This window comes from Sphingobium sp. CR2-8 (assembly GCF_035818615.1).
Classification (GTDB): Bacteria; Pseudomonadota; Alphaproteobacteria; order Sphingomonadales; family Sphingomonadaceae; genus Sphingobium.
This window is the reverse complement of the sequence record NZ_JAYKZY010000002.1, coordinates 3,189,397-3,213,253: the sequence shown is the minus strand read 5'-3', so window position 1 is coordinate 3,213,253 and position 23,857 is coordinate 3,189,397. Positions and strand designations below refer to the sequence as shown.

General features: G+C 61.9%; 31 protein-coding genes, 1 tRNA gene and 3 pseudogenes. 24 read left to right on the top strand and 11 right to left on the bottom strand.

Annotated features, from left to right (window positions below; genetic code table 11):
* Positions 1-92: 92 nt before the first annotated feature.
* Positions 93-736 (bottom strand): annotated as a pseudogene (locus U5A82_RS19750) (glutathione S-transferase family protein).
* A 489-nt stretch (positions 737-1,225) separates the two neighbouring features.
* Between U5A82_RS19750 and U5A82_RS19745 the strand changes: the two are divergent.
* Positions 1,226-3,139: a ribonucleoside-diphosphate reductase subunit alpha gene (locus U5A82_RS19745; protein ID WP_326292560.1), complete on the top strand. Its 1,914-nt coding sequence runs from the start codon at positions 1,226-1,228 to the stop codon at positions 3,137-3,139.
* Positions 3,140-3,185: 46 nt separating this feature from the next.
* Here the strand turns inward: U5A82_RS19745 and U5A82_RS19740 are convergent, their stop codons facing one another.
* A complete protein-coding gene (locus tag U5A82_RS19740; protein ID WP_326292559.1) occupies positions 3,186-3,431 on the bottom strand; it encodes a DUF2171 domain-containing protein in 246 nt (81 codons plus the stop codon).
* 102 nt (positions 3,432-3,533) lie between these two features.
* Here U5A82_RS19740 and U5A82_RS19735 point away from each other — a divergent pair, with 102 nt between their 5' ends.
* From U5A82_RS19735 to U5A82_RS19710, 6 genes and pseudogenes are all read left to right on the top strand, one after another.
* The gene (locus tag U5A82_RS19735) at positions 3,534-4,586 is read left to right on the top strand and encodes a ribonucleotide-diphosphate reductase subunit beta (protein ID WP_326292558.1); all 1,053 of its coding nucleotides are present in this window, start codon (positions 3,534-3,536) and stop codon (positions 4,584-4,586) included.
* 449 nt (positions 4,587-5,035) lie between these two features.
* A pseudogene (locus U5A82_RS19730) lies at positions 5,036-5,244 on the top strand (DUF4160 domain-containing protein).
* Between the two features lie 52 nt (positions 5,245-5,296).
* On the top strand, positions 5,297-5,560 hold the full coding sequence (locus U5A82_RS19725; protein WP_326292557.1) for a DUF2442 domain-containing protein: 264 nt from the start codon (positions 5,297-5,299) through the stop codon (positions 5,558-5,560).
* A gap of 71 nt (positions 5,561-5,631) precedes the next feature.
* Positions 5,632-5,868, top strand: coding sequence for a hypothetical protein (locus U5A82_RS19720; RefSeq protein WP_326292556.1), 237 nt, complete (start codon positions 5,632-5,634; stop codon positions 5,866-5,868).
* Positions 5,869-5,902: 34 nt separating this feature from the next.
* Entirely contained in the window at positions 5,903-6,097 is a 195-nt protein-coding gene (locus U5A82_RS19715) for a hypothetical protein (RefSeq protein WP_326292555.1), read from the top strand.
* A gap of 357 nt (positions 6,098-6,454) precedes the next feature.
* Entirely contained in the window at positions 6,455-6,979 is a 525-nt protein-coding gene (locus tag U5A82_RS19710) for a glycine zipper 2TM domain-containing protein (protein WP_442802221.1), read from the top strand.
* Between the two features lie 104 nt (positions 6,980-7,083).
* On the opposite strand, the gene U5A82_RS19705 is transcribed toward U5A82_RS19710, so the two are convergent.
* Positions 7,084-7,680 carry a thermonuclease family protein gene (locus U5A82_RS19705; RefSeq protein ID WP_326292553.1) on the bottom strand — a complete coding sequence of 199 codons (597 nt, stop codon included), beginning with the start codon at positions 7,678-7,680 and terminating at the stop codon, positions 7,084-7,086.
* Between the two features lie 194 nt (positions 7,681-7,874).
* Entirely contained in the window at positions 7,875-8,177 is a 303-nt protein-coding gene (locus U5A82_RS19700; RefSeq protein WP_326292552.1) for a hypothetical protein, read from the bottom strand.
* A 149-nt stretch (positions 8,178-8,326) separates the two neighbouring features.
* Between U5A82_RS19700 and U5A82_RS19695 the strand changes: the two genes are divergently transcribed.
* The 5 genes from U5A82_RS19695 (at position 8,327) to U5A82_RS19675 (ending at position 11,492) form a co-directional block, all read left to right on the top strand.
* The gene (locus U5A82_RS19695) at positions 8,327-8,707 is read left to right on the top strand and encodes a RidA family protein (protein ID WP_326292551.1); all 381 of its coding nucleotides are present in this window, start codon (positions 8,327-8,329) and stop codon (positions 8,705-8,707) included.
* 15 nt (positions 8,708-8,722) lie between these two features.
* Positions 8,723-9,079 carry an ArsC family reductase gene (locus U5A82_RS19690; protein WP_326292550.1) on the top strand — a complete coding sequence of 119 codons (357 nt, stop codon included), beginning with the start codon at positions 8,723-8,725 and terminating at the stop codon, positions 9,077-9,079.
* Positions 9,076-10,119 (top strand): glycerophosphodiester phosphodiesterase, encoded by a 1,044-nt coding sequence (locus tag U5A82_RS19685; RefSeq protein WP_326292549.1) that lies wholly within the window; start codon positions 9,076-9,078, stop codon positions 10,117-10,119. Before U5A82_RS19690 ends, U5A82_RS19685 begins: the two co-directional genes overlap by 4 nt.
* A gap of 125 nt (positions 10,120-10,244) precedes the next feature.
* Positions 10,245-10,670 (top strand): RrF2 family transcriptional regulator, encoded by a 426-nt coding sequence (locus U5A82_RS19680; protein ID WP_326292548.1) that lies wholly within the window; start codon positions 10,245-10,247, stop codon positions 10,668-10,670.
* Between the two features lie 162 nt (positions 10,671-10,832).
* A complete protein-coding gene (locus U5A82_RS19675; RefSeq protein WP_326292547.1) occupies positions 10,833-11,492 on the top strand; it encodes an MBL fold metallo-hydrolase in 660 nt (219 codons plus the stop codon).
* A 6-nt stretch (positions 11,493-11,498) separates the two neighbouring features.
* Here U5A82_RS19675 and U5A82_RS19670 read toward each other — a convergent pair whose 3' ends face one another.
* Positions 11,499-11,930, bottom strand: a complete 432-nt coding sequence (locus tag U5A82_RS19670; RefSeq protein WP_326292546.1) for an MAPEG family protein — start codon at positions 11,928-11,930, stop codon at positions 11,499-11,501.
* 230 nt (positions 11,931-12,160) lie between these two features.
* On the opposite strand from U5A82_RS19670, the gene rpmF reads away from it, so the two are divergent.
* The 5 genes from rpmF (at position 12,161) to U5A82_RS19645 (ending at position 15,288) form a co-directional block, all read left to right on the top strand.
* Entirely contained in the window at positions 12,161-12,340 is a 180-nt protein-coding gene (gene rpmF, locus U5A82_RS19665) for a 50S ribosomal protein L32 (RefSeq protein WP_056690759.1), read from the top strand.
* A 34-nt stretch (positions 12,341-12,374) separates the two neighbouring features.
* Positions 12,375-13,433, top strand: a complete 1,059-nt coding sequence (gene plsX, locus U5A82_RS19660) for a phosphate acyltransferase PlsX (protein ID WP_442802191.1) — start codon at positions 12,375-12,377, stop codon at positions 13,431-13,433.
* Entirely contained in the window at positions 13,430-14,398 is a 969-nt protein-coding gene (locus tag U5A82_RS19655; protein WP_326292545.1) for a beta-ketoacyl-ACP synthase III, read from the top strand. The genes plsX and U5A82_RS19655 overlap by 4 nt, the downstream gene beginning before the upstream one ends.
* A gap of 141 nt (positions 14,399-14,539) precedes the next feature.
* Positions 14,540-14,836, top strand: a complete 297-nt coding sequence (ihfA, locus tag U5A82_RS19650) for an integration host factor subunit alpha (RefSeq protein ID WP_326292544.1) — start codon at positions 14,540-14,542, stop codon at positions 14,834-14,836.
* Between the two features lie 83 nt (positions 14,837-14,919).
* A complete protein-coding gene (locus U5A82_RS19645; RefSeq protein ID WP_326292543.1) occupies positions 14,920-15,288 on the top strand; it encodes a MerR family transcriptional regulator in 369 nt (122 codons plus the stop codon).
* Positions 15,289-15,293: 5 nt separating this feature from the next.
* On the opposite strand, the gene U5A82_RS19640 is transcribed toward U5A82_RS19645, so the two are convergent.
* From U5A82_RS19640 to U5A82_RS19630, 3 genes are read right to left on the bottom strand one after another with little or no spacing between them, the layout of a single operon-like run.
* Positions 15,294-15,692 carry a hypothetical protein gene (locus U5A82_RS19640; RefSeq protein WP_326292542.1) on the bottom strand — a complete coding sequence of 133 codons (399 nt, stop codon included), beginning with the start codon at positions 15,690-15,692 and terminating at the stop codon, positions 15,294-15,296.
* Between the two features lie 55 nt (positions 15,693-15,747).
* On the bottom strand, positions 15,748-16,470 hold the full coding sequence (gene gloB, locus U5A82_RS19635) for a hydroxyacylglutathione hydrolase (RefSeq protein WP_326292541.1): 723 nt from the start codon (positions 16,468-16,470) through the stop codon (positions 15,748-15,750).
* Positions 16,471-16,475: 5 nt separating this feature from the next.
* On the bottom strand, positions 16,476-16,910 hold the full coding sequence (locus U5A82_RS19630; RefSeq protein WP_326292540.1) for a VOC family protein: 435 nt from the start codon (positions 16,908-16,910) through the stop codon (positions 16,476-16,478).
* Between the two features lie 103 nt (positions 16,911-17,013).
* On the opposite strand from U5A82_RS19630, the gene U5A82_RS19625 reads away from it, so the two are divergent.
* A complete protein-coding gene (locus U5A82_RS19625; RefSeq protein ID WP_326292539.1) occupies positions 17,014-17,721 on the top strand; it encodes an SIMPL domain-containing protein in 708 nt (235 codons plus the stop codon).
* Positions 17,722-17,733: 12 nt separating this feature from the next.
* Here U5A82_RS19625 and U5A82_RS19620 read toward each other — a convergent pair whose 3' ends face one another.
* The 3 genes from U5A82_RS19620 to U5A82_RS19610 form a co-directional block, all read right to left on the bottom strand.
* A complete protein-coding gene (locus tag U5A82_RS19620; protein WP_326292538.1) occupies positions 17,734-17,979 on the bottom strand; it encodes a hypothetical protein in 246 nt (81 codons plus the stop codon).
* 88 nt (positions 17,980-18,067) lie between these two features.
* Positions 18,068-18,937: a tetratricopeptide repeat protein gene (locus U5A82_RS19615; protein WP_326292537.1), complete on the bottom strand. Its 870-nt coding sequence runs from the start codon at positions 18,935-18,937 to the stop codon at positions 18,068-18,070.
* Positions 18,937-19,704 (bottom strand): alpha/beta fold hydrolase, encoded by a 768-nt coding sequence (locus U5A82_RS19610; RefSeq protein ID WP_326292536.1) that lies wholly within the window; start codon positions 19,702-19,704, stop codon positions 18,937-18,939. Before U5A82_RS19610 ends, U5A82_RS19615 begins: the two co-directional genes overlap by 1 nt.
* A gap of 128 nt (positions 19,705-19,832) precedes the next feature.
* Here U5A82_RS19610 and U5A82_RS19605 point away from each other — a divergent pair.
* The 6 genes and pseudogenes from U5A82_RS19605 (at position 19,833) to U5A82_RS21760 (ending at position 23,855) form a co-directional block, all read left to right on the top strand.
* A tRNA-Leu gene (locus tag U5A82_RS19605) sits at positions 19,833-19,919 on the top strand.
* Between the two features lie 161 nt (positions 19,920-20,080).
* Positions 20,081-21,282, top strand: a pseudogene (locus tag U5A82_RS19600) (tyrosine-type recombinase/integrase).
* Positions 21,283-21,551: 269 nt separating this feature from the next.
* On the top strand, positions 21,552-21,881 hold the full coding sequence (locus U5A82_RS19595) for a hypothetical protein (protein ID WP_326292535.1): 330 nt from the start codon (positions 21,552-21,554) through the stop codon (positions 21,879-21,881).
* Entirely contained in the window at positions 21,874-22,221 is a 348-nt protein-coding gene (locus U5A82_RS19590; RefSeq protein ID WP_326292534.1) for a helix-turn-helix domain-containing protein, read from the top strand. The genes U5A82_RS19595 and U5A82_RS19590 overlap by 8 nt, the downstream gene beginning before the upstream one ends.
* Entirely contained in the window at positions 22,218-23,243 is a 1,026-nt protein-coding gene (locus tag U5A82_RS19585; RefSeq protein WP_326292533.1) for a protease inhibitor I42 family protein, read from the top strand. The genes U5A82_RS19590 and U5A82_RS19585 overlap by 4 nt, the downstream gene beginning before the upstream one ends.
* Entirely contained in the window at positions 23,244-23,855 is a 612-nt protein-coding gene (locus U5A82_RS21760; RefSeq protein WP_442802190.1) for a C1 family peptidase, read from the top strand.
* Positions 23,856-23,857 lie beyond the last annotated feature (2 nt).

The window sequence follows — 23,857 nt, the reverse complement described above, 5'->3', positions numbered from 1 at the left end:
CTATATCGTGCGGCCCGCCTCTGCACGACGGGTCTTGGCAGGGGCAGCGGCTAGTCGGGAATCGACCCCAAGTCCAGCCGGGAAGGGCGGTGTCACCGTTGCGCGAAGGGGAAAAGATGCCACCAGGGCTGTTTCTCCTCCAGCACGCGGGCAAAGCTCGGCCGCGCCTCCAACCGCGTGAGATAGGCCGCCAATGAAGGAAAGTCCGCACGCATCGGCGCGACCTGGTCCGCGTAGAAGAGGGCGGGGGCCGCCGCACAGTCCGCCAGGGTGAAGCTTTCCCCGCCGCCCAGCGCCGCCCGGCCATCCGCGCCTCGATCATCGCATAAGCCTTGCCCAGCAGGGCGCGCGCCGCCGCGACGCCATCGGGATCGCGCCGGCCTTCGGGGCGCAGTCGATCGGCGACGATCGCCTGCATCGGGGTCATGACATAATGGTCGAACAATCGGTCCATCAGCCGCACCTCCAGCGCCGCGTCGGGATCGGCGGGGAAGGGGTGGAAAGTGCCGGGTTCATGCTGCGCAAGATATTCGATGATGATGCTCGCTTCGCCGATGACCGCATCACGCGCCGGATCGCGCAGCAGCGGGAATTTCCCGATCGGCCATAGCGCCTGCCATTCGTCCGCCGTCGCCCCATCCTCCAGCGTCCGCGCGGTAAACGGCGCGCCATTTTCGTAAAAGGCGATCAGCACCTTCCAGCAGTAGGACGACAAGGGGTGATAATAGAGAATCATGTCATTCTCCCGGCAGCCACAAGCACTGCTATACCACCGGAATCGGGCGCCCACGCATTTGCGTGACAAGCCTCAATTTATTTTTTCTTTGCGTGCAGCCCCTTGCCTTTTGCGGGGGCTAGGGAAGTCCGTGCGTCGCATGCCATCGATGCGTCCAAGCGAGTCTCATTGGCGACGGACGGAGTCTCTCGTTTGTCATTTACCTACTTGCGCGTCCCCACGCTTATGGCACTATCCATGGTATCGGGTTAACGGGGGTTACCCAACAGGTTGTGATTGCGCGCCGGGTCTATTGTACGGTGACAGGGCGGTTTCGCCCGTGCGATCGCGTCGGTTGGGCCTTTTTCCGTCCCCGGATCGGTACGATCATGCTAAGGATGCGCGGCTGACGCGACCCGACTTGACCGAATCGAACGGAACAGGAACATTCGGGGAATCGCGATGGATTTTCGAGATAGTGGACAAGGTGCTGGCGACGTGGCGACTGTAATGGACGATCTGTTGGATGATGCGAAGGTGGAGCAGGCCCGGCCTGCCGCCGATACAGCGCCCGCGCCTGCTGAAACCAAGGCGGAGGCTGCACCCATGACCTCTTCGACCGTATTGGAGCGGCGTTTCACCGTCGTGACGGATTCGTCGCGCGATGCGTTGCTGACCGAATTCGGCAAGGACACGCTGAACGACCGCTATCTGCTGCCCGGCGAATCCTATCAGGATCTCTTCGCCCGCGTTGCGGCGGCCTATGCCGACGACGCCGCCCATGCGCAGCGCGTCTACGACTATATCTCGCGCCTCTGGTTCATGCCCGCCACTCCCGTTCTGTCGAACGGCGGCACCGGTCGCGGCCTGCCGATCAGCTGCTATCTGAACTCGGTGGACGACAGCCTGGAAGGCATCGTCAACACCTGGAACGAGAATGTCTGGCTCGCCTCGCGCGGTGGCGGCATCGGAACCTATTGGGGCAGCGTGCGCGGCATCGGTGAGCCGGTCGGCCTCAACGGCAAGACCAGCGGGATCATCCCCTTCGTTCGCGTCATGGACAGCCTCACCCTCGCGATCAGCCAGGGTAGTCTGCGTCGCGGATCGGCCGCCTGTTATCTCGACGTCTCGCACCCGGAAATCGAGGAATTCCTGGAGATCCGCAAGACGTCCGGCGACTTCAACCGCAAGGCGCTGAACCTGCACCATGGCGTGCTGCTGACCGACGAGTTCATGGAAGCGGTGCGCGACGGCGCGGACTTCCACCTGCGCAGCCCGAAGGATCAGTCGATCCGCGGCACGGTTAACGCCCGCGCTCTGTTCCAGAAGCTGGTCGAAGTCCGCTTGGCCACCGGCGAACCCTATATCGTGTTCAACGACACGGTGAACCGCATGATGCCCAAACATCATCGCGACCTGGGCCTCAAGGTTTCGACCTCCAACCTCTGCTCGGAAATCACGCTGCCCACCGGTCGCGACCATCTGGGCAACGACCGGACCGCCGTGTGCTGCCTCTCCTCCATGAACCTGGAAACCTGGGACGAGTGGAAGGACGAGCCGATGTTCGCGGAGGACATCATGCGCTTCCTCGACAATGTGTTGCAGGACTATATCGACCGCGCCCCGCCCGAAATGGCGCGCGCCAAATATAGCGCGATGCGCGAACGCTCGGTGGGTCTGGGCGTCATGGGTTTCCACAGCTTCCTGCAGGCGCGCAACATTCCATTCGAAGGCGCGATGGCCAAGTCCTGGAACCTGCGCATCTTCAAGCATATCAATGCCAAGGTGAACGAAGCGTCGATGATGCTGGCGCAGGAACGCGGCCCGTGCCCGGACGCCGCCGATCAGGGCGTAATGGAGCGGTTCAGTTGCAAGATGGCGATTGCGCCGACCGCGTCGATCAGCATCATCTGTGGCGGCACCTCGGCCTGTATCGAGCCGATCCCGGCGAACATCTACACGCACAAGACGCTGTCGGGCAGCTTCTCGATCAAGAATCCCTATCTCGAAAAGCTGCTGGTCGCCAAGGCGAAGGACAGCAGCGCGGTGTGGAACTCGATCCTGGAAAAGGGCGGATCGGTCCAGCATCTCGACTTCCTGAGCCAGGAAGAAAAGGACACGTTCAAGACCAGCTTCGAAATCGACCAGCGCTGGCTGCTCGAACTCGCGGCCGACCGTACGCCCTATATCGATCAGGCGCAGTCGCTGAACCTGTTCATCCCGGCCGACGTGGAAAAATGGGATCTGCTCATGCTCCACTTCCGCGCCTGGGAACTGGGCATCAAGTCACTTTACTATCTGCGTTCGAAGAGCGTCCAGCGCGCGGGCTTCGCCGGCGGGGTGGAGGCCGACAATACGATCGACGCGCCTAAGTTCGAAATCGGCGAGACCACCGACTATGATGAGTGTCTTGCCTGCCAGTAACGGCATGAAGCCGGGCGCGACGGCCTATGCCGCCGCGCCCGCGCGCTCACTCTTCCTCTTCAAACGTCACTGCGACGTCGGCATTGGCGGAAAGCCGCACGGTGCCGTCATCCTCGACCGCCGCGATCAGGCCCTGGCTGATATAATGATGATGCCCCTTATGGCTGCCTTCTCCGCTGTCCTTCTTGGTCAGCTTGATCCGGTCACCGTCCATATGGTCGACGGTGCCGACATGAACGCCATCGGCGCCGATTACTTCGGCATGTTCTTGGATGCTGGTCAGGTCGACCATGATATTTCTCCTGTGCGGGGGGTAGCGACGTCTCAACGTCCCGTCCCCGTCCAAGTTGCAACCGCCCTTCACTCGTAACGATTTCGCCCGGAGTTCCGTCCCATGCCTCTTCTCCAAGCCTCCAAGGTCTACAAGCCCTTCGAATATCCCTGGGCCTATGAATATTGGAAGCGCCAGCAGCAACTGCACTGGCTGCCCGAGGAAGTGCCTTTGGGCGAGGATTGCCGCGACTGGGCACAGAAGCTGTCCGACCATGAGCGCAACCTGCTGACGCAGATCTTCCGCTTCTTCACCCAGGCCGACGTGGAAGTGCAGGATTGCTACCACGAGAAGTACGGCCGCGTGTTCAAGCCGACCGAGGTCAAGATGATGCTGACCGCGTTTTCCAACATGGAAACCGTCCACATCGCCGCCTACTCGCATCTGCTCGACACGATCGGCATGCCCGAAAGCGAATATAGCGCCTTCATGCAGTATAAGGAGATGAAGGACAAACACGACTATCTGCAGCAGTTCGGCGTCGACACGGACGAGGATATCGCCCGCACGCTGGCCATGTTCGGCGGCTTTACCGAAGGCTTGCAGCTCTTCGCGTCCTTCGCGATGCTGATGAACTTCCCGCGCTTCAACAAGATGAAGGGCATGGGCCAGATCGTCACCTGGTCGATCCGCGACGAAACGCTGCATTGCGAGGGGATCATCAAGCTGTTCCACGCCTTCTGCGCGGAACGCAACTGCCTGACCCCGGCGGTCAAGGACGACATCATGGACATGTGCCAGAAGACGGTTCGGATCGAGGACGCCTTCGTCGACCTCGTCTTCGAAATGGGACCAGTGCCCGGCATGACGCCCAAGGACATCAAGAAATATGTCCGCTACATCGCCGACTGGCGCCTGGGCCAGCTGGGCCTCAAACCCATCTACATGATCGACGAGCATCCGCTCCCCTGGCTCGCCCCGATGCTGAACGGCGTGGAGCACGCCAACTTCTTCGAAACCCGCGCGACGGAATATTCGAAGGGCGCGACGCGCGGCCAGTGGAACGACGTCTGGGACGCCTTCGACCGCCGCCAGAAGATCAAGGGCAGCGACGCGGCCAACACCGACGAAAGCGACCCGGACATGTTCAAGGCGGCGGGGATCGCTGCGGAGTGAATTTTTGAAAAAATCACTGTAGGAGGCTGGTATGACGTAGAGATTTCACTTAAATATTTTTAATATTGCTCCACTAAAGACACGCCTCGATCAATTCTTTAGTTGCCTCATGGATGGCGGAATAGAGACCAATTAGGCCACCAGACTCTTTGATACTACAACGCTTGACGAGAACTATGATTGGCAGTGGAGTTCTACTGCAAGGATTCTGGAATGCTGTATTCCAGCGTATATCAGGATCGGAGCGGATTTTGGGTATGGGAAGTAGCGGATGGAGACGAGATTTATCTCCGATCCGATAGGGCATTTTTGCTTGAGCATGACGCTCAATGTGATCTGAGAAGGTCGACCTATCTTATCCGAGCCCAACTCAACATCAACTAGCCTCCGTCCGGGGGACAGGCGGGAAGCCACCTGTCCAACCGGACTGAGGGCAACGGAGACGATATATGCCGATCATCTCCCTCTTTTTCGGTATCGTCATACGGATGTATCATGAGGATCATCCGCCCCCGCATTTCCACGCCAGCTATCAAGGTTTCGAAGCTTTGTCGCCATTTCGACAGGCGAAATCATAGCTGGCAACCTGCCCAAGAAGGCCGTGCGGATCGTTCGGCAATGGGCGCTGGACCATCGGGGCGAACTCATGGCAAACTAGCAACGCAGTGAAGCGTTGCTGCCGATGGAGATGATCCCCGGAGCCGACCTCGATGATTAAGATCACTCATATCCAGCCTGCTGGTCCTGCGCAGCTTGATTTGACATTCAGCGACGGTAGCACGGCGCTTTGGTCCGCCGCCGACATCATCGCGCGCGATACGGAACTGACCGCACCGTTGGCAGATCCAATCTTTTTTGCCCGCGCTTTCATTGAGGCTGGCGCGCTTGCATGGCCCAATGGGCTTGAATTTTCAGCTTCCGCGTTGCACCGACGTCTGACCGAGGCTGGCGCATTGCAAAAGGCCGCCGCCTGAGCCGCCTTCCATTGCATCCATAACGGACCCATCTCCCGCCAAAATGGCGAAAGCTGCCTTATGCTCGGCCCATGACCGAGCCTGTCCCCCTCCGCCATGCCTATATCTGCAATGTCTGCGGCAGCGACCATGTTACGCGCGACGCTTGGGTGGCGTGGGACATAGTGGCGCAGGACTGGGTGATCGAGGAAAGCTTCGATCATGCCTGGTGCCACCGCTGCATGGCCGCGGCCCGGCTCGACCAGGTCGTCCTGACCAGTCCGATCACCTTCGCAGCGCCCGAAAGCCGTTGCGCCGGGGCAGGGTGATCCTTCCTTAACCCCACGCGGCTATCCTGCGCTCATGTTTTTCGGCGTCCGCCTCCGATCGCTCTTCACCAGCCGCTGGTTCGCCTTGCTCTGGGCCATTCTGGTGATCATGACCGCGATTCAGTTCGTTGGTCCGGGCGACGACAGCCCACGCGCGCAAGGCGACAATGCGACCGCCGCCGACGGCCTCACCAACGATCAGCGCCAGGCCATCGCCAATGCGTTCTGAACGCGCTTATGGCGGCGCATGCGGGCTGCCTGTCCTACAACGGCGCGCGCGTCTATCGTCGCCATGGGCTTTTGACGTGCTACCGTTTATCACGCCATCGCGTAACAATATTCCAAGGATAGGATATTAAAAGCCGAAATCAGCGAGAAATATGCGAAGTTAAGGGAGCAATTGCCTACGCGAAAGAAAGGAGGCGCGCCCTCTTCACTCTGTCCCTCGCCTGAACACATGGTTTTGTTCCGTTCATGCAACATCTTGCGGAACCACGGGTTCTATCGCCACGCTCATAAGAGGGAAGGAACCCTGCCCGTGCTATTCTCGTTCAAACAGACCATCGCCGCCCTATCGCTTGGCGCGATGGCGCTCACTGGCCTGGCCGCGACGCCAGCTTTTGCCCAGCCCGGTCAAAACAACCGCGAATGGCGCGAAGACCGCCGCGACGATCGTCAGGACCGCCGGGAAGACCGCCAGGACCGCCGGGAAGATCGCCGCGATGCACGTCAGGACCGCCGCGACGATCGCCGCGACTGGCGGAAGGACCAGCGCGGCGACATCCGCTCGGGTCGCGCCGTCAACAATTATGACTGGAACCGCCCCGATCCGCGCTACGGCCGCTCCTATCAGCCCAACCGCTACTATCGCTCCGGTTACGACCCGATCCGCGTCGATCGTCGCACCCGTATCTATCGCGGCAATGACAACCGCTACTATTGCCGCCGTTCGGATGGCACCACCGGCCTGATCGTCGGCGCGGCGCTGGGTGGCCTGCTGGGCAATCAGATCGCGCAGGGCCAGTCCAACCTGCTGGGCACGTTGATCGGCGGCGGCGCGGGCGCGCTGCTGGGCCGTGAGATCGACCGCGGCGGGGTCAGCTGCCGCTAACCTGTGGCATTTTCGAAGCAGATGGCGTCATCGACTGGCCTCGAAAATGCGGAAAGCAAAGAATAGCTAGAGCATGATCCGATCCTGGATGATCGGATCATGCTCTAGCACCAGGGGTGGCGCGCGCCATCCCAGCGTCGGGCCAGTCCTTCGGCGACAAGCTGCTCGCCGATCGACTGGCCGCCGCGCGTCACCACCCGCAAGGCCCGGCCATAACGATCGCTATCCCGATCGCCCGTCTCCAGCGTAAAGGGCCCACGGTTCATCAGCGCCTGCAACCGCCGCGTCGCCCGCGCGCCCAGTTCGCCCTCCGCCACGCAGCGCGGGCCATGGGTTTCGGGCGTGTCGATATCGGCGATCCGTATCTTTTCGCCCCGGAACCAGAATGTGTCGCCATCGACCACGCAATCGGTCCCGCCGCCGCTATGGCAATAGCCGAAATCGGCGGACAGCACATCGGCGGCGATGCCGGGCATCGGCATGCTGATGGTCGGCGCGTCGAACCGCGCCATCCAAACCGGGCCATACCAGCCGAGCAACAAGCCCAGGCACAGCATGTAGACCAGTGCTGCTCCGCTGATCCTGCCACGCCGCGCGGCAGGGTGAAGCCCACCGGTGCCCGCGCGCCGCGCCTCCGCGCCCCATGCCTGTTGCGCCTTGTCCTCATGCGACCGCTGCCGCCCTGTCCCATATTTTGCCATCGCACGGGCTTAGCGGCGGAAAGGCGAACGCGACGTTAAAGCCGATCCGCCTTCTCACCGATCCGGCGCAACCCGTCCCGCGGCCCCGGCCATGCGAAGGGGATCATCCGGAACGGAGGCGAAACAGGCAAAAGGCCGCCGCGCCATGCCGCGCGACGGCCTTCCATCAGCCCATGCCAATAGGGTGAAGCAGCTTAATCTTCATCCTCGTCATCGGTCTTGCCATAATTATCGTCCTCATCGTCCATGGACGGTTCGCCGGCATAGGCGTCCATATCGATCCGGCCCGATCGGTTCATCGCTTCCATCTTTTCCACCAAATCCTCGGTATCGTCCGGGATGATCTGCGCCGGGTTGGGCTTTCCTCCGCGCTCGCTATCTTCGCTAAGGTCGGTCGATCGGGCGGCCGCGTCGTCCGCGACATCCTGCGCCTGGGTGCCGGCTTCGGCCTGTTCGCTATTCTCTTCCAGTTCCCGATCGGGGGTAGGGCGGTCCATCGCGTCTCTCCTGGGGCTTGATGCCTCACCCCTTCCTAACGGCCCGGCCCGCGCGCCGTTCCGGTGCGCCAGGCTGGAAAATACTGGACAGCCCGCGACCAAGGGCGCAAAGGCCCGCCTGATCCTTTCGCACTGCAGCAGGAATCCTCATGCCCCGCCAGCTCATTTCTTCCGGCTCGCCCTTCGAGGCGCAGGTCGGCTATTCGCGCGCCGTCGTCCAGGGCGACTGGTGCTTCGTCGCCGGCACCACCGGCACCGATCCCGAAACGAAGATCATGCCGGAATCGGTGGTGGAGCAGGGCCGCAATGCGCTCAAGGTCATCGGCAAGGCACTGGATGACGCGGGCTTTTCCTTCGCCGACGTGGTGCGGGTCACCTATTATATCACCGACGTGGCCTATTGGGATGTGATGGGCGATATCACCGGTCCCGTCTTCGGCGACATCCGCCCGGCGGCCAGCTGCGTCGTCGCGGGCCTCGTCAAGCCGGACATGAAGATCGAAATCGAAGTCACTGCCTTCAAAGGGTAACAGGAACACAGCATCATGATTACCATGTACGGCATCAAAAATTGCGACACGATCAAGAAAGCCCGCAACTGGCTGGACAATGAACGCGTCACCTACAGCTTCCACGACTATAAGGTCGCGGGCGTCGACAAGGCGAAGCTGGAGGAATGGGTGATGGAGCATGGCTGGGAAACCATCCTCAACCGCTCCGGCACGACGTTCAAGGCGCTCGATGCCGGGGACAAGGCGCATATCGACGCGGACAAGGCGATCCTGCTGATGATCACCAATCCGTCGATGATCAAGCGCCCGATCCTCGACACCGGCAAGCAGACGATCGTCGGCTTCAAGGCGACGACCTATGAAAATGCGCTGCAAGGCGTGACGGCGTGATCGGACGGGGGCTGCTGCGCTTTGGGCTATTGCTGCTGATGAGCCTCATCCCCCTTTCCACCGCGACCGCCGCGGAGCCGATCCTCATCGCTCATCGCGGCGCCAGCGGCGAACGCCCCGAACATACACTCGCCAGTTACGAACGCGCGATCGATCAGGGCGCGGACTATATCGAACCCGACCTGGTGCTGACCAAGGACGGCGTTCTCGTCGCCCGGCATGAAAATGAGATTGGCGGCACCACCGACGTCGCCGATCATCCCGAATTTGCCGATCGCAAGACAAGCAAGACGATCGACGGCGTCGCCATGACCGGCTGGTTCACCGAAGATTTCACCCTCGCCGAGTTGCGCACCTTGCGCGCGCGCGAACGGCTGCCTGATGTGCGCCCGGCCAATAAGCGCTTCAACGATCTCTACCTCATCCCCACCTTCGAGGAGATATTGAAGCTGGTCCGCGCGAAGGAGGCCGAAACCGGCCACCGCATCGGCCTCTATCCCGAAACCAAGCATCCCAGCTATTTCGCGGGCCTCGGCCTGCCGCACCAAGCGCCGTTGCTCGATCTGCTCAGCCGCTACGGCTATCAGACCGAAGCCGACCCGGTCTTCATCCAATCGTTCGAAGTCGGCAATTGGAAGGCTTTGCGCGCCGCGACCCGCCTGCGCCTCATCCAGCTGGTGGATGCGGAAGGCGGCCCGGCCGACTTCCCCGGCACCAGCTATGCCGACATGCTGACGGTGCAGGGCCTGACCGAGATCGCCACCTATGCCGATGGCATCGGTCCGTCCGCCGCGCTGGTCATCGCGCCCGAAGGCGCGACCGCGCTGGTCGGCCGCGCCCATGACGCGGGCCTGCAGGTTCATGTCTGGACGCTGCGGATGGAAAATATCTTCCTCCCCGCCCAGTATCAGCGCGCCGACGATCCGCAGGGGCACGGCGACTTCGCCTCCTGGGTCCGCGCCATCGCCGCGACCGGGGTGGATGGAATCTTTAGCGACTTCCCCGGACAAGCGAAGGCCGCGCTGGAGCCTGCGCGCTAGCCGACCGTGTTCCCGCCTGCGCGCGAACATAGTAATCTTGATTCTGCGGATTCCAGCCCGAAAACTTCTTTCTCTCTCGCGTCGCTTGACTTGCCAAAGTCTGCACGCGAGCGAATAACAACCCGATGTTATCCCAGAAGACCCGTTACGCCATCCGCGCGCTTCAGCATCTTGCCGATCGTTACCGCCAGGGTCCGGTGCCCTTGAACGAAATCGCCACGCGGCAGAATATTCCTTCGAAATTCCTGACGGTCATCCTGTCCGAATTGTCGCGCGAAGGGCTGGTGGCCACCCAGCGGGGCAGGGACGGGGGCTATTGGCTGGCCTTGGCGCCGGTCGATATCAGCTATGGCGACATCGTCCGTCTGACGCGCGGATCGCTGGCGCTGACGCCCTGCGCCAGCCGCTTCGCCCATGAAAGCTGCACCAACTGCCTGCCCGAATCGGAATGTCGCCTGCATCGCGTCATGCTGCGCGTGCGCGACGAGACCGCCAAGGTTCTGGACAGCATCAGCCTGGCGGAGCCGTTCGCGGTGACGGATGACGCCTGACGAGTGGATTGATGGGAAGATAATCAGCCGTTCCCCGGCGAAGGCCGGGGTCCAGTCCAGAGAGGCGAACTGGCCTGGACCTTCGTCGGCGAACAGCATTTGGTCTGTATCGCTCATAGAGACAGCCTTGCGTCCGCCCGTCCGCTTCGCCACATCAGGCGCATGACCACGCCGCCGCTCAAAGCCACCCTGATCCCCGTCACGCCGTTGCAGCAGAATTGCACCCTCTTCTGGTGTACGGAAACGATGCGCGGCGCCTTCGTCGATCCGGGCGGCGACCTGCCTGTCCTTAAGAAGGCGGTGGCCCAGCATGGCGTGACGATCGAAAAGATCCTCGTCACCCACGGCCATATCGACCATTGCGGGCAGGCGGGCGTGCTGGCCCGCGACCTTAATGTCCCGATCGAGGGGCCGCATGAGGACGACCGCTTCTGGATCGACCGGCTGCCGCAGGATGGCGAGCGTTGGGGCCTGCCGGGCGAAAGCTTCGAGCCGGATCGCTGGCTAAGCGATGGCGATCAGGTGACGGTCGGCAATCTGACCCTCGACGTCATCCATTGCCCGGGCCACACGCCCGGCCATGTGGTTTTCCATCACGCCCCCAGCAAGCTCGCCATCGTTGGCGACGTGCTGTTTCAGGGTGCGATCGGCCGCACCGACTTTCCGCGCGGCAATCATCAGGATCTGATCGACGCCATCACCGGCAAGCTGTGGCCGCTGGGTGGCGACACGGCTTTCGTGCCCGGCCATGGCCAGATGAGCAATTTCGCGCACGAACGGCGCACCAATCCCTTCGTCGCCGATTCGGTGCTGGCGGGCTAAGCTCGCCTATTGCCGCAACGCCATCGCTGGCGGCACCGGCATCGCCCGCGTCGCGCCATAGGCGATCGTCAGCGCCGTGCCTGCCATCACCAGCATCACGCCCCACGTCAGCAGCGCGCCGCCCGCGCGCCATGGTGTCGGCTTGTCCGCATCCATGCCGACCGCATGCGCGACGCGCGCCACCACATAGACCAGCGCGCTGATCCACAGCCACAGCGACGCGCCGACCGCCATTTCCACCAGTGCGAAGAGAATCAGGACGATCGGCGTATATTCGATGAAGTTCGCATGCGCCCGCATCCGCTTCGCCAGCAGGCTGTTACCCGCATCGCCATGGATCACCTTGTCGGTGATGCGGATGCGCGAACAGCGAATTGCCAGTCCCATGTTGAGCAGCGCGCAAGCCGCGGCAAAGGTCAGCGTGATGGGCAGCAGCATGGAATATCCTCTTTCCCTGATAGCTTGCACCCTAGGCCCGCGGCGCGAAGGGGCAAGGCCAAAGGCAAGCCCAGGGAGAAGGAAAGCCTTGCGCCCCGAACAAAAACCGCTATAGGCGCAGGGCTTCGCGATCACCCGGGCCGCATGGGTCTGCGGCGCCGTTGGCGTCAGCTTTTCCATGGGAACTGGCCGGTCGTACAACTTGAATATTTACGGAACAAGGTGCCGACATGGCTGTCCCCAAGCGCAAAACTTCTCCCTCCAAGCGCGGCATGCGCCGCAGCCACGATTCGCTGCGCGTCGAAGCATTCAATGAATGCTCCAACTGCGGTGAACTGAAGCGTCCCCACAATCTGTGCGACGCCTGCGGGCATTATAACGGCCGCGAAATCGTAGCCGTCGGGGCGTAAGCCCATCCCCATCTCCGCAAAGGGGTGATCTTAAGTGTCCAGTCAGCCGCGAATCGCAATCGACGCGATGGGCGGGGACGAAGGCGTGCGCGTGATGATGGCGGGCGTGGCATTGGCCCGCCGCCGTCATGACGGGTTGCGCTTCACCCTGTTCGGCGACGAGGTGCAGATCAAGGCTGCGCTTGACGACCACCCGAATCTGCGCGCCGCGTCCGAAATCGTCCATGCCGATACGGTCGTGGCGGGGTCGGACAAGCCCAGCGTAGCGATTCGCAAGAAAAGCAGCTCGATGAGCATGGCGATCGCCGCCGTGAAATCGGGCCAGGCGGGTGCGGCCGTGTCCGCCGGCAATACCGGCGCGCTGATGGCGATGGCGAAACTCGCCTTGCGCACCATGCCGGGCGTCGATCGTCCAGCGCTCGCTGCGATGCTGCCGACGCTGGGCAATAACGACGTCATCATGCTGGACCTGGGTGCCAACACCGAATGCGACGCCCGCAACCTCGTCCAGTTCGCGGTGATGGGCGCGGCCTATTCGCGCATCGCCTTCGATCTGGACCGGCCCCGCGTGCGGCTGCTCAACATCGGCACCGAAGACCTTAAGGGCACGGACGAGATTCGTGACGCCGCCGCCGTGCTGCGCAGCGCGACCAGCCTGCCGCTGCAGTTCGACGGATTTACCGAAGGCGACAAGATCGCCCGTGGCGACGCCGACGTCATCGTGTGCGACGGCTTTTCCGGCAATGTCGCGCTCAAGACGGCGGAGGGCACGGCCCGTTTCGTCACCGACGTGCTGCGCAAGGCGTTCACCAGTTCGATCCGTTCGAAGATCGGCTTTCTGATCTCGAAGCCTGCGATGCATCTGCTCAAGCATCATCTCGACCCCAACAACCATAATGGCGCGGTCTTCCTGGGCCTGAACGGCGTGGTCGTGAAAAGCCATGGCAGCGCGGACGAAAAGGGCGTGGCCAACGCTGTGCATGTCGCCGCCCGGCTGCTGGAAGAAGACATCACCCGCCGGATCGCCGCGGACATGGCCGGCATCCAGTCGCTGTCGGACGCCGCGTCGAAACTGGAGCAGCCCGTCAAGTGATCCGCCGTTCGATATTGCTGGGTACAGGCTCGGCCCTGCCCGTCCGCGCGGTCAGCAATGCCGAACTGGCGCAGACCGTCGACACCAGCGACGAATGGATCGTCGAACGCACCGGCATCCGCAACCGCTACATCGCCGGTGACGGCGAAACCACCGCCAGCCTCGCGGCCGACGCCGCGCGCCAGGCGATCGCGGCGGCGGGCATCGCCGCGCAGGATATCGACCTCATCATCCTCGCCACCGCGACGCCGGACCAGACCTTTCCCGCTGCGGCGACGAAGGTGCAGGCGGCGCTCGGCATCGACGATTGCGTGGCGTTCGACGTCGCCGCCGTCTGCTCGGGCTTCCTCTATGCGGTGACGGTCGCGGACAGCATGATCCGGTCGGGCGCGGCAAATCGCGCTCTGGTGATCGGATCGGAAACCTTCAGCCGCATCCTCGACTGGGAGGATCGCGCCACCTGCGTGCTGTTCGGCGACGGCGCCGGCGCGGTCGTGCTGGGCGCGGAGGAAAGCGAAGATGGCCGCCGCGGCATCCTTGCCACGAAACTCCATGCCGATGGCCGCCACAACCAGCTTCTCTATGTCGACGGTGGCCCTTCCACCACGCAGACCGTAGGGAAGCTGCGCATGCGTGGGCAGGAAGTCTTTCGCCATGCTGTGGTGAACCTGGCCTCGGTCCTGCGCGAAGTCATGGAACAGGCGGGCCTCGCCCCCACCGACATAGACTGGCTGGTGCCGCATCAGGCGAATGCCCGCATCCTGGACGCGACCGCGCGCAAGCTCAAATTGTCGCCCGACCGGGTAGTGGTGACGGTCGATCGCCATGCCAACACATCGGCCGCCTCCGTGCCCCTGGCGCTCGACGTGGCGGTCCGCGACGGGCGGATCAAGCCGGGCGACCTGATCGTGCTGGAAGCAATGGGCGGCGGCTTCACCTGGGGCGCCTGCGTCCTGCGGGTCTAAGCTGCCTGGAACAGCCAGCGGGCCGCATAACAAGACGGTTATGACATCCAGCAACCGCTTGCCAAAACAGCGCGAATCGATCACATTTCCAAATGATCATCCGCAAGGATGATTGCAGGGGCCAAGAAGTGGGGATGGTCGATGAGCGGCAATGCAACCTTGACGCGGGCGGACTTGGCTGAAAGCGTGAACCGCCATGTCGGCCTGTCGCGTGCGGAGGCCGCCGCGCTCGTTGAATCGATCCTCGAACATATGTCGACGGCGCTCGAACGCGGCGAAAATGTGAAGATTTCCAGCTTCGGCACCTTCGTCCTGCGCGACAAGACGCAGCGCATGGGGCGCAACCCCAAGACCGGCGTCGAAGTGCCGATCGAACCGCGCCGGGTGCTGACCTTTCGCGCCAGCCAGACGATGCGCGACCGCGTCGCCGCGGTCTGAAACCCCCGCCGGACGCTTTTCCAATATTACCATTGCGTTACCAAGGTTGACCTTGGTGCGGTAATGAGTGCAACATCCCCGCCATGGAAAAGGCAGAGGGTGCATTTCTGACCATCAGCGAGCTGGCGGTCGAGCTGGGTCTTCCCCAACATATCTTGCGCTATTGGGAAACGCGCTTTCCGCAATTGCGCCCGCTTCAGCGATCGGGCAACCGCCGCTACTACAGGCCTGCCGACGTGGCGCTGGCCCGCCGCATCGATCATCTGCTCAATGTGGAAGGGTTCACGGTCAAGGGCGCGCAAAAGGCGCTGGCGGATGGTGAAGCGCCGACACCGGTCGTTGCGCCCGCCATCCCGGCAACGCCGCCACGCTCTGCGCCTTCAGATCGCGATGACATCCTCACCCGTCTCCTGGCGATCCGCACCGACCTGGCGCGCGCGATCGGCGACTGATCGCCTTATTTCGGCGCGCGATAGGGGATGAAGTCGCCCAGCGCGCAGGCGCCCGATTGCATGCCGGTCTGCAAATTGGCGGAAGTCGCGAAATCGCCCCGGCACATCTGGGATCCATAGCTGCGCACGATCAGCGTGTCGCCATAGGTCAGGCCGTTGCAGCTGCCGATCAGCTCATTCTTATATACCAGCTTCTTGCTGACCCGGTAGAGCAGAACATTGTTGCTGATGACGGTCAGGTTGGTCTGCGGTTCGCGGTTGATGCAGCTGCGCTTTTCCTCCGCGACCTTCCCGTCCAGCGCCTTGTCCAGCGCAGCCGTCTGCTTGTCCGTCAGCGGCTTGGGCACATAGCTGCCCGCGCAGGCCGCCAGCAGCATCGGCGTCATCGCTATCCATGCACGCATCGCGACTCTCCTGTCCTTACATAGCGTCAAGGACGCCACCATAGCGCAAAAACCGTCAGGCCGCGTCCTTTGCCGCGCGCCGTTCGGCCAGTTGCGCCACGTCGCGCGCGCGCATGAAGATGTTGGTCGCACGCTCCAGGCCGATGCTGGTGGGCACTGTCGCGTCTCCCCGCGCCCGCGCGGCTTCCACCGCCGCCACCCGCTGCGCCAGGGCGTCATTGTCCGGCTCGACGACCAGCGCGAAACGCCCGTTGGAGAGCGTATATTCATGCGCGCAATAGACGATCGTCTCGTCCGGCAGCGCCGCAAAGCGCGCCATATTGGCGAACATCTGCGCCGCCGTCCCCTCGAACAAGCGGCCGCAGCCCATGGCGAACAGCGTGTCGCCCACGAAGATGAGGCGATCGTCCGCCAGATGATAGGCGATATGCCCCGCCGTATGGGCTGGCACCGCCATCACCGTGGCGACATGCTCGCCGATCCGCACGCTGTCGCCTTCGCCCACCGTCCGGTCGAGCGTATCGATCTTCTCGGCCTCCGCCGCCGGGCCGGTGATGACACAGCCTGTGGCCGCCTTGATCGCCGCATTGCCGCCGACATGGTCGCCATGCCAATGGGTGTTCCAGATCTGGCCGATGGTCCAGCCGCGGTCGGCCGCCGCCGCCAGCACGGGCTCCGCCACTGCCGGATCGACCACCACCGTCTCGCCGCTGGTGGAGTCATGGATCAGCCAGACATAATTGTCGGTCAGGACGGGGATGCGGACGACCTCCAGCATGGCGCTTACCAGACCCCAATATTGGGCATCGACGCCCAGGGTTCGGCCGGTTCCAGCCGCCCGTCCTGCAGCAGCTCGATCGAAATATTGTCGGGCGTCCGCACGAACGCCATGTGCCCGTCGCGCGGCGGCCGGTTGATCGTCACGCCTGCATCCATCATCCGCTGACAGGTGTCGTAGATATTCTCTACCCTGTAGGCGATATGCCCGAAATTGCGCCCGCCGTCATAGGTTTCGGCCGGGCTGCCATCCTGTGGCGGCCAGTTATAGGTCAGTTCGACCTGCGCATCCTCATCGCCCGGCGCGGCCAGGTAGACGAGCGTGAAGCGCCCCTGTTCGCTCACGATCCTGTTGACCTCTTTCAAACCCAGCAGGTCGAAAAAGGCCATGCTCTTGTCCACGTCGGTCACGCGGATCATGCTATGCAGGAATTTGGGCAAGATATTCTCCGTTCGTCGCCATAAAGCAACGGTTCATCTCGATAGCAATAGGGTCATACCAAGATAAGGGCGCGCATCATTGGACGGAAGAGGAAAGCGAATAATGGCGTTGGAAATGCGGGACAGGGTTTTGCTGGGCGGCGCGGCGCTGCTGGCGTTCGGGACGATCACGGGCGGCTATCTGCTGGGTGATGGATTGAAGCGGGCCAAGGCGGCGGACCGGTCCGTCACCGTGCGCGGCCTGGCTGAAAAGGATGTGACGGCGGACCTCGCCACTTGGTCGATCAGCTATTCGGCGACCGGCTTCGACCTGCCCACCGTCCGTGCCGACATCGACGGCAACACGAAAGAATTGCAGGCCTATTTCTCGGGTCTGGGTTTCAAGCCGAGCGACCTGACCCCGACCGGGGCGGGCGTGAACCAATATCTGAACAACGGCGTCAACACGATCACCATCACGCAGCGGATGTTGCTGCGCACCACCGACATCGCCCGCGCGCAAAAGGCGGTCGCGCAGCAATTCGACCTCGTCCGCCGCGGCGTCACGCTGCAGGAAGGGTCGGGCATGAAATACAGCTTCACCAAGCTGAATGATGTGAAGCCCGATATGGTCGCCGCCGCCACCCGCGACGCCCGTGCCGCCGCCGAACAGTTCGCCAAGGATTCGGGCGCCGGGGTAGGGGGCATCAAGAGCGCCACCCAGGGCTATTTCTCGATCGACGCCCGCGATGGCGAGGGCGGCGACGGATCGAGCGACACGCCTTACAAGAAGGTGCGCGTCGTCACGACCGTCGACTTCTACCTCAAATAATCGGGGTCCGGCTCAGCAACGACCACGACGGCGATCGCGCCGCGAACAGCGGTCGTTATCGTCGCCGATGACCGCGCCCACCGCACCGCCGATCGCCGCACCCTCTGCGGTGCCAAGGCCAGTCGCACTACCCACGACCGCGCCGCCCGCGCCGCCGATCAGGCCGCCGCGCGTCGCGCCGCGCGAACAGGCGGTGGTCGCCGTCGCAGCTACCACCAACAGGCCGATGCCGATGCTTTTCTTCCAATAACTGTCCATGTCGCTGTCTCCTTTGTCCTCAACCCGCTACGGTCGGGCGAACGGGCCGAAGACAAAAGCGGTTCCGTTACAAAGCCTTGCTGGCCTCTTACTGGGCAGCCTTCGCAACGGGCAGCCGCGACAGATTGTCCGCCGCCGCCTTGCCAGACGGCGCATCCGGGGCCAGTTTCACCGCCCGCGCCCAGGCCGCGCGTGCAATATCCTCATGATCGGTCAGGACCGCGATATTGCCCTCCTCCAGCGCCACCGCCGCGTCATCGGGCGACAGTTGCACCGCCCGCGCGATATGCGCCTGCGCCAGGCTCATCTCGCCCGACCGCCGCGCCAGCGTGGCCGACAACAGCCACGCCAGCGGGTCTTTGGGCGCCTGCACCAGCGCGACGTCCAGCGAATCGCGCGCCGCGTCCGCGTCGTTCAGCGCCACCAATGCGCGCGCCCGGTCCAGGTGGACCTCGCCTTTCTCAAGCCCGTCGGGCAGGCCGCGCGCCAAAGCGGCATCGAAATCGCCCCGCGCCTTGGGCAGGTCGCCGTTCGCCATCGCGGCATTGCCCGCCTGCGCCCATAGTCGCGCGGCCTCAACCATCTCTCCGCTGCGTTCGGCTTCCTCGGCCGCCTGTTCGAAGGCGACGATGGCGGGCGTCCAGCGTTCGGCCCGCGCATAGGCAAAGCCCATGCAATGGCGCGCATAGAAGCTGCCCCCCTCGATCCGCCATTTCTGGGCGAAGGCGACCCCGGCGTCCGGGGATTCGATCGCCTGATCCAGGCAGGCCTGGAACGGTGCGGCGAATTTGGCGGGGACCGGCACCTTGCCATCTTCCCGTGCCGGAGCGGCCGGTTTCGGCGTAGCCGCTGCGGCAGCCGCCGCGCGCTCCTCCTGCTTTTCCTTGCGGCTGCGGTTCATCACCGCCTCGATTTCCGGATCATAGGCCTGGAGCAGGAGCGGCAGGAAGAAAAACATTAGAGGCTATCCGCGGTTAGGGCCAACAGGCTGGCGACGCTGTGGATCAGCAGGGCGATGTCGCCGTCGCGGGACAGGCGATGGTCGCCGTCCTTAATCAGCAGCGTCTGCACATCGGATGAACGTAGCTGCCCCGCCACCTTGACCGCCACATACCATGGTACGTCCTGGTCCTTCTGCCCATGCAGCAGCCGCACCGGGCAGTCGATGCCGATCTCGTCCTCCAGCAACCGCAAAGCCTGCCCTGACTGCCAGAAAGCCAGCGTCGTCACATGGGGCTGGTCGCCATAGGGCGTGGGTTCCTCGATCCGGCCTTCGGTCGCCAGCAGCGCCTTGTCCGCATCGGTAAAGCCCCATTCGGTAAAATCGGGTGCGGCGGCGACGCCGACCAGCGCGACAACCCGCTCTGGACGCGCCAGCGCAACCAGCAGCGCCAGCCAGCCCCCCATCGACGAACCGACCAGCACCACCGGGCCTTCCACCAGTCGATCGAGCAGCAGCAGCACGTCGTCGCGCCAGCTCGCTAGCGTCCCCTCCGCGAAACGCCCCTCGCTGGCCCCGCAACCGGCATAGTCCAGGCGCAGCATGGCCCGCCCCTGCATGGCCGCCCATTGGTCCAGCGCGACCGCTTTGCCGCCCTCCATGTCGGACATGTAGCCCGGCAGGAACATGATCGTCGGCCCCATGCCTTCGCGCTGGCGATAGGCCAGGCGCAGGCCGTCAGGCCGGGCGAACAGCGCAGGCGGGTCGGCGGGGGTATCGTTCACGTCGGCATCCTTCTGATTTTCCAGTCGCGATCCGCCTTAAACCGGCTTTTTGCATTGGCGAGCAAAATATTGAAGACAATGCGTTGACAGCTTTGGGGGACCCGGTTAGAGGCGCCCTCCTACCCCGTGCCCAGATGGCGGAATTGGTAGACGCACCAGCTTCAGGTGCTGGCGATCGCAAGGTCGTGGAGGTTCGAGTCCTCTTCTGGGCACCATTTGTTCTTCCGTAGAAATCCGGATAGATCGAAAAAACCGCTGGAAACAGCGGTTTTTTTGTGTCTGGCGTCCGCTGGTTTCCGCCCGTGGATTTGTGAATTCGGGGTACATGAAGGTATCTTTGTGGGTATCGGCCAGCATGGCCAAAGGAGATACCCTCATGGCTCTTTCATCCCTCGCGCTGTCCAAAGCAAAGCCCCGCGAAAAGCCCTACAAGCTGGCGGACGGGCATGGACTCTACCTTCTGATCACGCCTCAGGGCGGTCGCTATTGGCGCATGAATTATCGCTTCGACGGCAAGGCCAAGACGATGGCGATGGGAGTGTTCCCGTTGATTACCCTTGCTGAAGCACGAGAGAAAGAGAAGCAGCCCGCAAGCTGCTGGCGTCTGGATTAGACCCGACAGCGACGCGCAAGGAGACTGAGGCACGTGAGGCATTCGAGGCAACGACCGGCTTTCGGATTGTCGCGGAAGAGTGGCTGGCGAAGCGGGAGCGCGAAGGGCTCGCCGAAATCACCCTAGGTAAGGTGAAATGGCTGCTCGAGTTCGCATACCCTTCGTTGGGTGATCGTAAGATCAGCGAGATCACAAGCATGGAACTGTTGGCCGTCCTGCGTCAGGTCGAAGGGCGCGGCCGACACGAAACTGCCCGACGGCTGAGAAGCGTCTGCGGTCGGGTCTTTCGCTACGCGATTGCCACCGGGCGGGCAGAACATGACCTGTCTGCCAATCTACGCGACGCCCTGACTACACCCAAGGTGAAGCATCTGGCTGCCATAACCAACAGTCAACAGGTCGGGCCGCTGATGCGTGCGATCGCAGCTTTTGACGGACATGCAGTTACAAGAGCGGCCCTGCGGCTCGCTCCTCATGTTTTTGTTCGGCCGGGTGAACTGCGCCACGCCGAATGGACAGAGATCGATTTTGACAAAGCTCTCTGGTCGATCCCCGCCGAAAAAATGAAGATGCGGCGTCCACATCGCGTGCCACTATCCCGGCAGTCTCTGGAAATCTTGACCTCGATCCATGGTGTCACTGGCACGGGCAAATTTGTTTTCCCCGGCTTCCAATCCATTAAGCGACCCATGTCCGAGAATGCGCTGAACGGCGCGCTGCGTCGATTGGGCTATTCCGGCGACGAGATGACAAGTCACGGCTTTCGCGCCATGGCTAGCACCTTGCTCAATGAGATGGGCAAATGGCATCCGGATGCCATTGAACGACAGCTGGCGCACGCGGAGGCTGACGCAGTAAGGCGCGCTTATGCTCGCGGAGAATATTGGGACGAGCGCGTCGCGATGATGCAGGTGTGGTCCGATTATCTGGACGGCTTGGCTACGAAGTCCCCAAAAGTATGCTAACGAGATATGGCATGGCCATCCGCAGCGCCTTGAACTTTGCGATCGAGCGGCCTCTCTAAATCGATGAACGATTCGACTGCTCCGGGACGCCTCGGAGGCGAGAAGCAAATGGTCTTCACCAGCAGTCAAACCTACAATGCAGATGCGAAGCTTTGATGAGGATCGCCCTTGGTGACCTTATCATCTCAACCCAGATTTTAAGTAGAACATAATGTGAACCTTTGTTGCTTTTGGATTCATGATCTGGCATTCTCAGCGAAGGAGGCATCATGGCGAATGACTTGAAGGAAACCCTGCCGACCGTGTTTCCCGTCTCGGCGGTGGAAGCCGTGCTCGAAAGGTGGTGGGATGACGAAACGGCAGATGCCGCCCTTCCTGGTGACAAACCTGCATCCTCAGACATCATGAAACCTGCGGTGGAGATTGATTCCCATCGAGCGGTTCGCGCCCTTGTGACGCTGGAAGAGGTTGTCAAATTTCAAATTCCGGAAAGCGCGATCAAAGAGGGTGGCTATGACAGCTTCGAGGAAATGAAGGAGCACCTCATTCCTCGAATTGCGGCTCTTTTTGAAAAAGAAAAGAAGAAAGAAAATGCCTAATATCGCGACCGAGCGGCATATAGCAGCACGCGTCACGGAAGCTCGCGAGTATCTTGAACTCTCAGCCGACGAGCTCGCAGAAATGATCGGAGTTGCGCCTGATGAAATTGAAGCGATTGAGGCTGGTACCACTCAAGTGAGCGCCACCCAGCTTTCTGAAATCGCGAAGGCACTTGGCCGGGGCATTGAGTTCTTTACGACCGGTGTGTCCGCCCAGAAAGCTAGCGAGCGAACGGAGTTTCTCGCACGCGCTGCTGAGACCCTGTCGGATCAGGACATGGGTGAATTGCAGCGTTTTGCTACCTACCTACGGTCCCGTTCGGAAAGCGCTACCACTTGAATGAAGCCATAAGGCGCGCGCGCCTGAAAGGGGCTGCAGCCGCGACAAAGGTTCAACGATTTCTCGATGTTCGTGAGCGGATCATGACCACTCACGAGCGCGTCGATATATTCGATGCGCTTGCCTGGCTCGATGTGAGAGTGGTCTTCAAGCCGCTGGATGGCCTTTTAGGGGCGTACATCCGTGGCGATCAGCCCGGCGTCATGATCAGCACCAAGCGTCCTCTCTCTGTTCAACGCTTCACGGCTGCCCACGAATTAGGCCATGCCTTCATGGCTCACGAACCTAGTCTCGACAGCCCTAACGTACTGCGCCGCGCGGCTCACAGCCTGAAAGCCCCAAAGATCGACGGTTTCGCCTCGTATTTACAAGAGATCGAAGCGGACGAATTTGCCGGAACCTTCTTGTTACCAATGTGGCTCATTGGCCATCACGCGAATAAACAGGGCTGGACGCGCTCTCGCCTTGCAGAAGAGGATACGATCTACCAATTGTCGCTCCGTTGCGGTTCGAGTTATCAAGCCACTGTGTGGGCATTAGAGCGCAATCGGGTCATCAACGCAGAACAGAGAGCCCGACTACTCGAAATTAAGCCCAAGAAGATCAAGGAACGCTTGGGCCATGTATCCGCCGCCGCAGAGACGCGATACGATGCTTGGGTCTTGAGCCAAGGGGACAATCGAGCCGACATTGCCGTCAACGTCGGCGACACCATTACTGTAAGCCTCGAACAACAAGCCGGTGCGGGATATTTGTGGCTGCCGAAGGCTCCTCCACCTGCAAGCCTTACAGAACTCGACGCCGTCACATCCCTTGATCCCGACTTGATAGGCGCACCATCGGCAAAGCGCATTTTCTATCGCGCTGACACCAAAGGCGTCGGGTCACTACCGTTTGAGCATAAACGCCCATGGGAAGCCGCTCCTCTGTGCGAGGTTGCATTCAACTTCTCCGTTATGCCACCCGAAAGCGGCCTTTCACGAGCTAATCGCGCTCGGATTGTGAAAGCCGCTACAAAATAAATGCCGGATAGCGCTGTCTTTATCGAAATCGACCTGGGGCTGGCACGAGACCAAGGGCCACATCCGACGTGTCTTTCGTTTGCGGTTAGCGATATCCACCGGGTAGTTCGCGACCCAAAGGAATTACTCTCTCCCGAGTCCTTGCATCGGCAGGCGAGCCTACGAGCCTGCCGCCCAGTCGCCTACGCTCTGACGATCGACGCAGCGATCGATAGTCTCGCTCTGGATGGTCAGGCAAGCGAGCTTGATTGGCCATATAGAAGCGAAAACCCCCTGAACGCGTCATGTGAGTTTCACCAAGCCCATGTGATGGACAAACCATTTGACGGTTCGACGGTCGAAAGGTCGCTCAAATGCGGCAGGGCGATTGGCTTAGTAATCAACATAGACGCGCCATTTTTTGCGTGTACGGGGTTGGCCCCTCTTGATCTTTTGAACAATGCCAAAATAGAGGGTCGGCACGCAGTTGTTATCTGCGGTCTCCGCCCCTCAGGCGGAAGTTATGAGTATTCCATCAAAAATTCTTGGGGCGAAGGTTGGGGCACGCGAGGCTATGCTTGGCTTACAGCGAAATACATCTTAGCTAGATCTCCAAGATTAATATGGATTTAGCT

What these genes read in the sequence shown, in the direction of transcription:
- U5A82_RS19745 (WP_326292560.1), top strand. Translation starts at nt 1,226, where the DNA reads ATGGACGATCTGTTGGATGATGCGAAGGTGGAGCAGGCCCGGCCTGCC.
- U5A82_RS19740 (WP_326292559.1), bottom strand. Translation starts at nt 3,431, where the DNA reads ATGGTCGACCTGACCAGCATCCAAGAACATGCCGAAGTAATCGGCGCC.
- U5A82_RS19735 (WP_326292558.1), top strand. Translation starts at nt 3,534, where the DNA reads ATGCCTCTTCTCCAAGCCTCCAAGGTCTACAAGCCCTTCGAATATCCC.
- U5A82_RS19725 (WP_326292557.1), top strand. Translation starts at nt 5,297, where the DNA reads ATGATTAAGATCACTCATATCCAGCCTGCTGGTCCTGCGCAGCTTGAT.
- U5A82_RS19720 (WP_326292556.1), top strand. Translation starts at nt 5,632, where the DNA reads ATGACCGAGCCTGTCCCCCTCCGCCATGCCTATATCTGCAATGTCTGC.
- U5A82_RS19715 (WP_326292555.1), top strand. Translation starts at nt 5,903, where the DNA reads ATGTTTTTCGGCGTCCGCCTCCGATCGCTCTTCACCAGCCGCTGGTTC.
- U5A82_RS19710 (WP_442802221.1), top strand. Translation starts at nt 6,455, where the DNA reads ATGGCGCTCACTGGCCTGGCCGCGACGCCAGCTTTTGCCCAGCCCGGT.
- U5A82_RS19705 (WP_326292553.1), bottom strand. Translation starts at nt 7,680, where the DNA reads ATGGCAAAATATGGGACAGGGCGGCAGCGGTCGCATGAGGACAAGGCG.
- U5A82_RS19700 (WP_326292552.1), bottom strand. Translation starts at nt 8,177, where the DNA reads ATGGACCGCCCTACCCCCGATCGGGAACTGGAAGAGAATAGCGAACAG.
- U5A82_RS19695 (WP_326292551.1), top strand. Translation starts at nt 8,327, where the DNA reads ATGCCCCGCCAGCTCATTTCTTCCGGCTCGCCCTTCGAGGCGCAGGTC.
- U5A82_RS19690 (WP_326292550.1), top strand. Translation starts at nt 8,723, where the DNA reads ATGATTACCATGTACGGCATCAAAAATTGCGACACGATCAAGAAAGCC.
- U5A82_RS19680 (WP_326292548.1), top strand. Translation starts at nt 10,245, where the DNA reads ATGTTATCCCAGAAGACCCGTTACGCCATCCGCGCGCTTCAGCATCTT.
- U5A82_RS19675 (WP_326292547.1), top strand. Translation starts at nt 10,833, where the DNA reads ATGACCACGCCGCCGCTCAAAGCCACCCTGATCCCCGTCACGCCGTTG.
- U5A82_RS19670 (WP_326292546.1), bottom strand. Translation starts at nt 11,930, where the DNA reads ATGCTGCTGCCCATCACGCTGACCTTTGCCGCGGCTTGCGCGCTGCTC.
- rpmF (WP_056690759.1), top strand. Translation starts at nt 12,161, where the DNA reads ATGGCTGTCCCCAAGCGCAAAACTTCTCCCTCCAAGCGCGGCATGCGC.
- ihfA (WP_326292544.1), top strand. Translation starts at nt 14,540, where the DNA reads ATGAGCGGCAATGCAACCTTGACGCGGGCGGACTTGGCTGAAAGCGTG.
- U5A82_RS19645 (WP_326292543.1), top strand. Translation starts at nt 14,920, where the DNA reads ATGGAAAAGGCAGAGGGTGCATTTCTGACCATCAGCGAGCTGGCGGTC.
- U5A82_RS19640 (WP_326292542.1), bottom strand. Translation starts at nt 15,692, where the DNA reads ATGCGTGCATGGATAGCGATGACGCCGATGCTGCTGGCGGCCTGCGCG.
- gloB (WP_326292541.1), bottom strand. Translation starts at nt 16,470, where the DNA reads ATGCTGGAGGTCGTCCGCATCCCCGTCCTGACCGACAATTATGTCTGG.
- U5A82_RS19625 (WP_326292539.1), top strand. Translation starts at nt 17,014, where the DNA reads ATGGCGTTGGAAATGCGGGACAGGGTTTTGCTGGGCGGCGCGGCGCTG.
- U5A82_RS19620 (WP_326292538.1), bottom strand. Translation starts at nt 17,979, where the DNA reads ATGGACAGTTATTGGAAGAAAAGCATCGGCATCGGCCTGTTGGTGGTA.
- U5A82_RS19615 (WP_326292537.1), bottom strand. Translation starts at nt 18,937, where the DNA reads ATGTTTTTCTTCCTGCCGCTCCTGCTCCAGGCCTATGATCCGGAAATC.
- U5A82_RS19595 (WP_326292535.1), top strand. Translation starts at nt 21,552, where the DNA reads ATGGCGAATGACTTGAAGGAAACCCTGCCGACCGTGTTTCCCGTCTCG.
- U5A82_RS19590 (WP_326292534.1), top strand. Translation starts at nt 21,874, where the DNA reads ATGCCTAATATCGCGACCGAGCGGCATATAGCAGCACGCGTCACGGAA.
- U5A82_RS21760 (WP_442802190.1), top strand. Translation starts at nt 23,244, where the DNA reads ATGCCGGATAGCGCTGTCTTTATCGAAATCGACCTGGGGCTGGCACGA.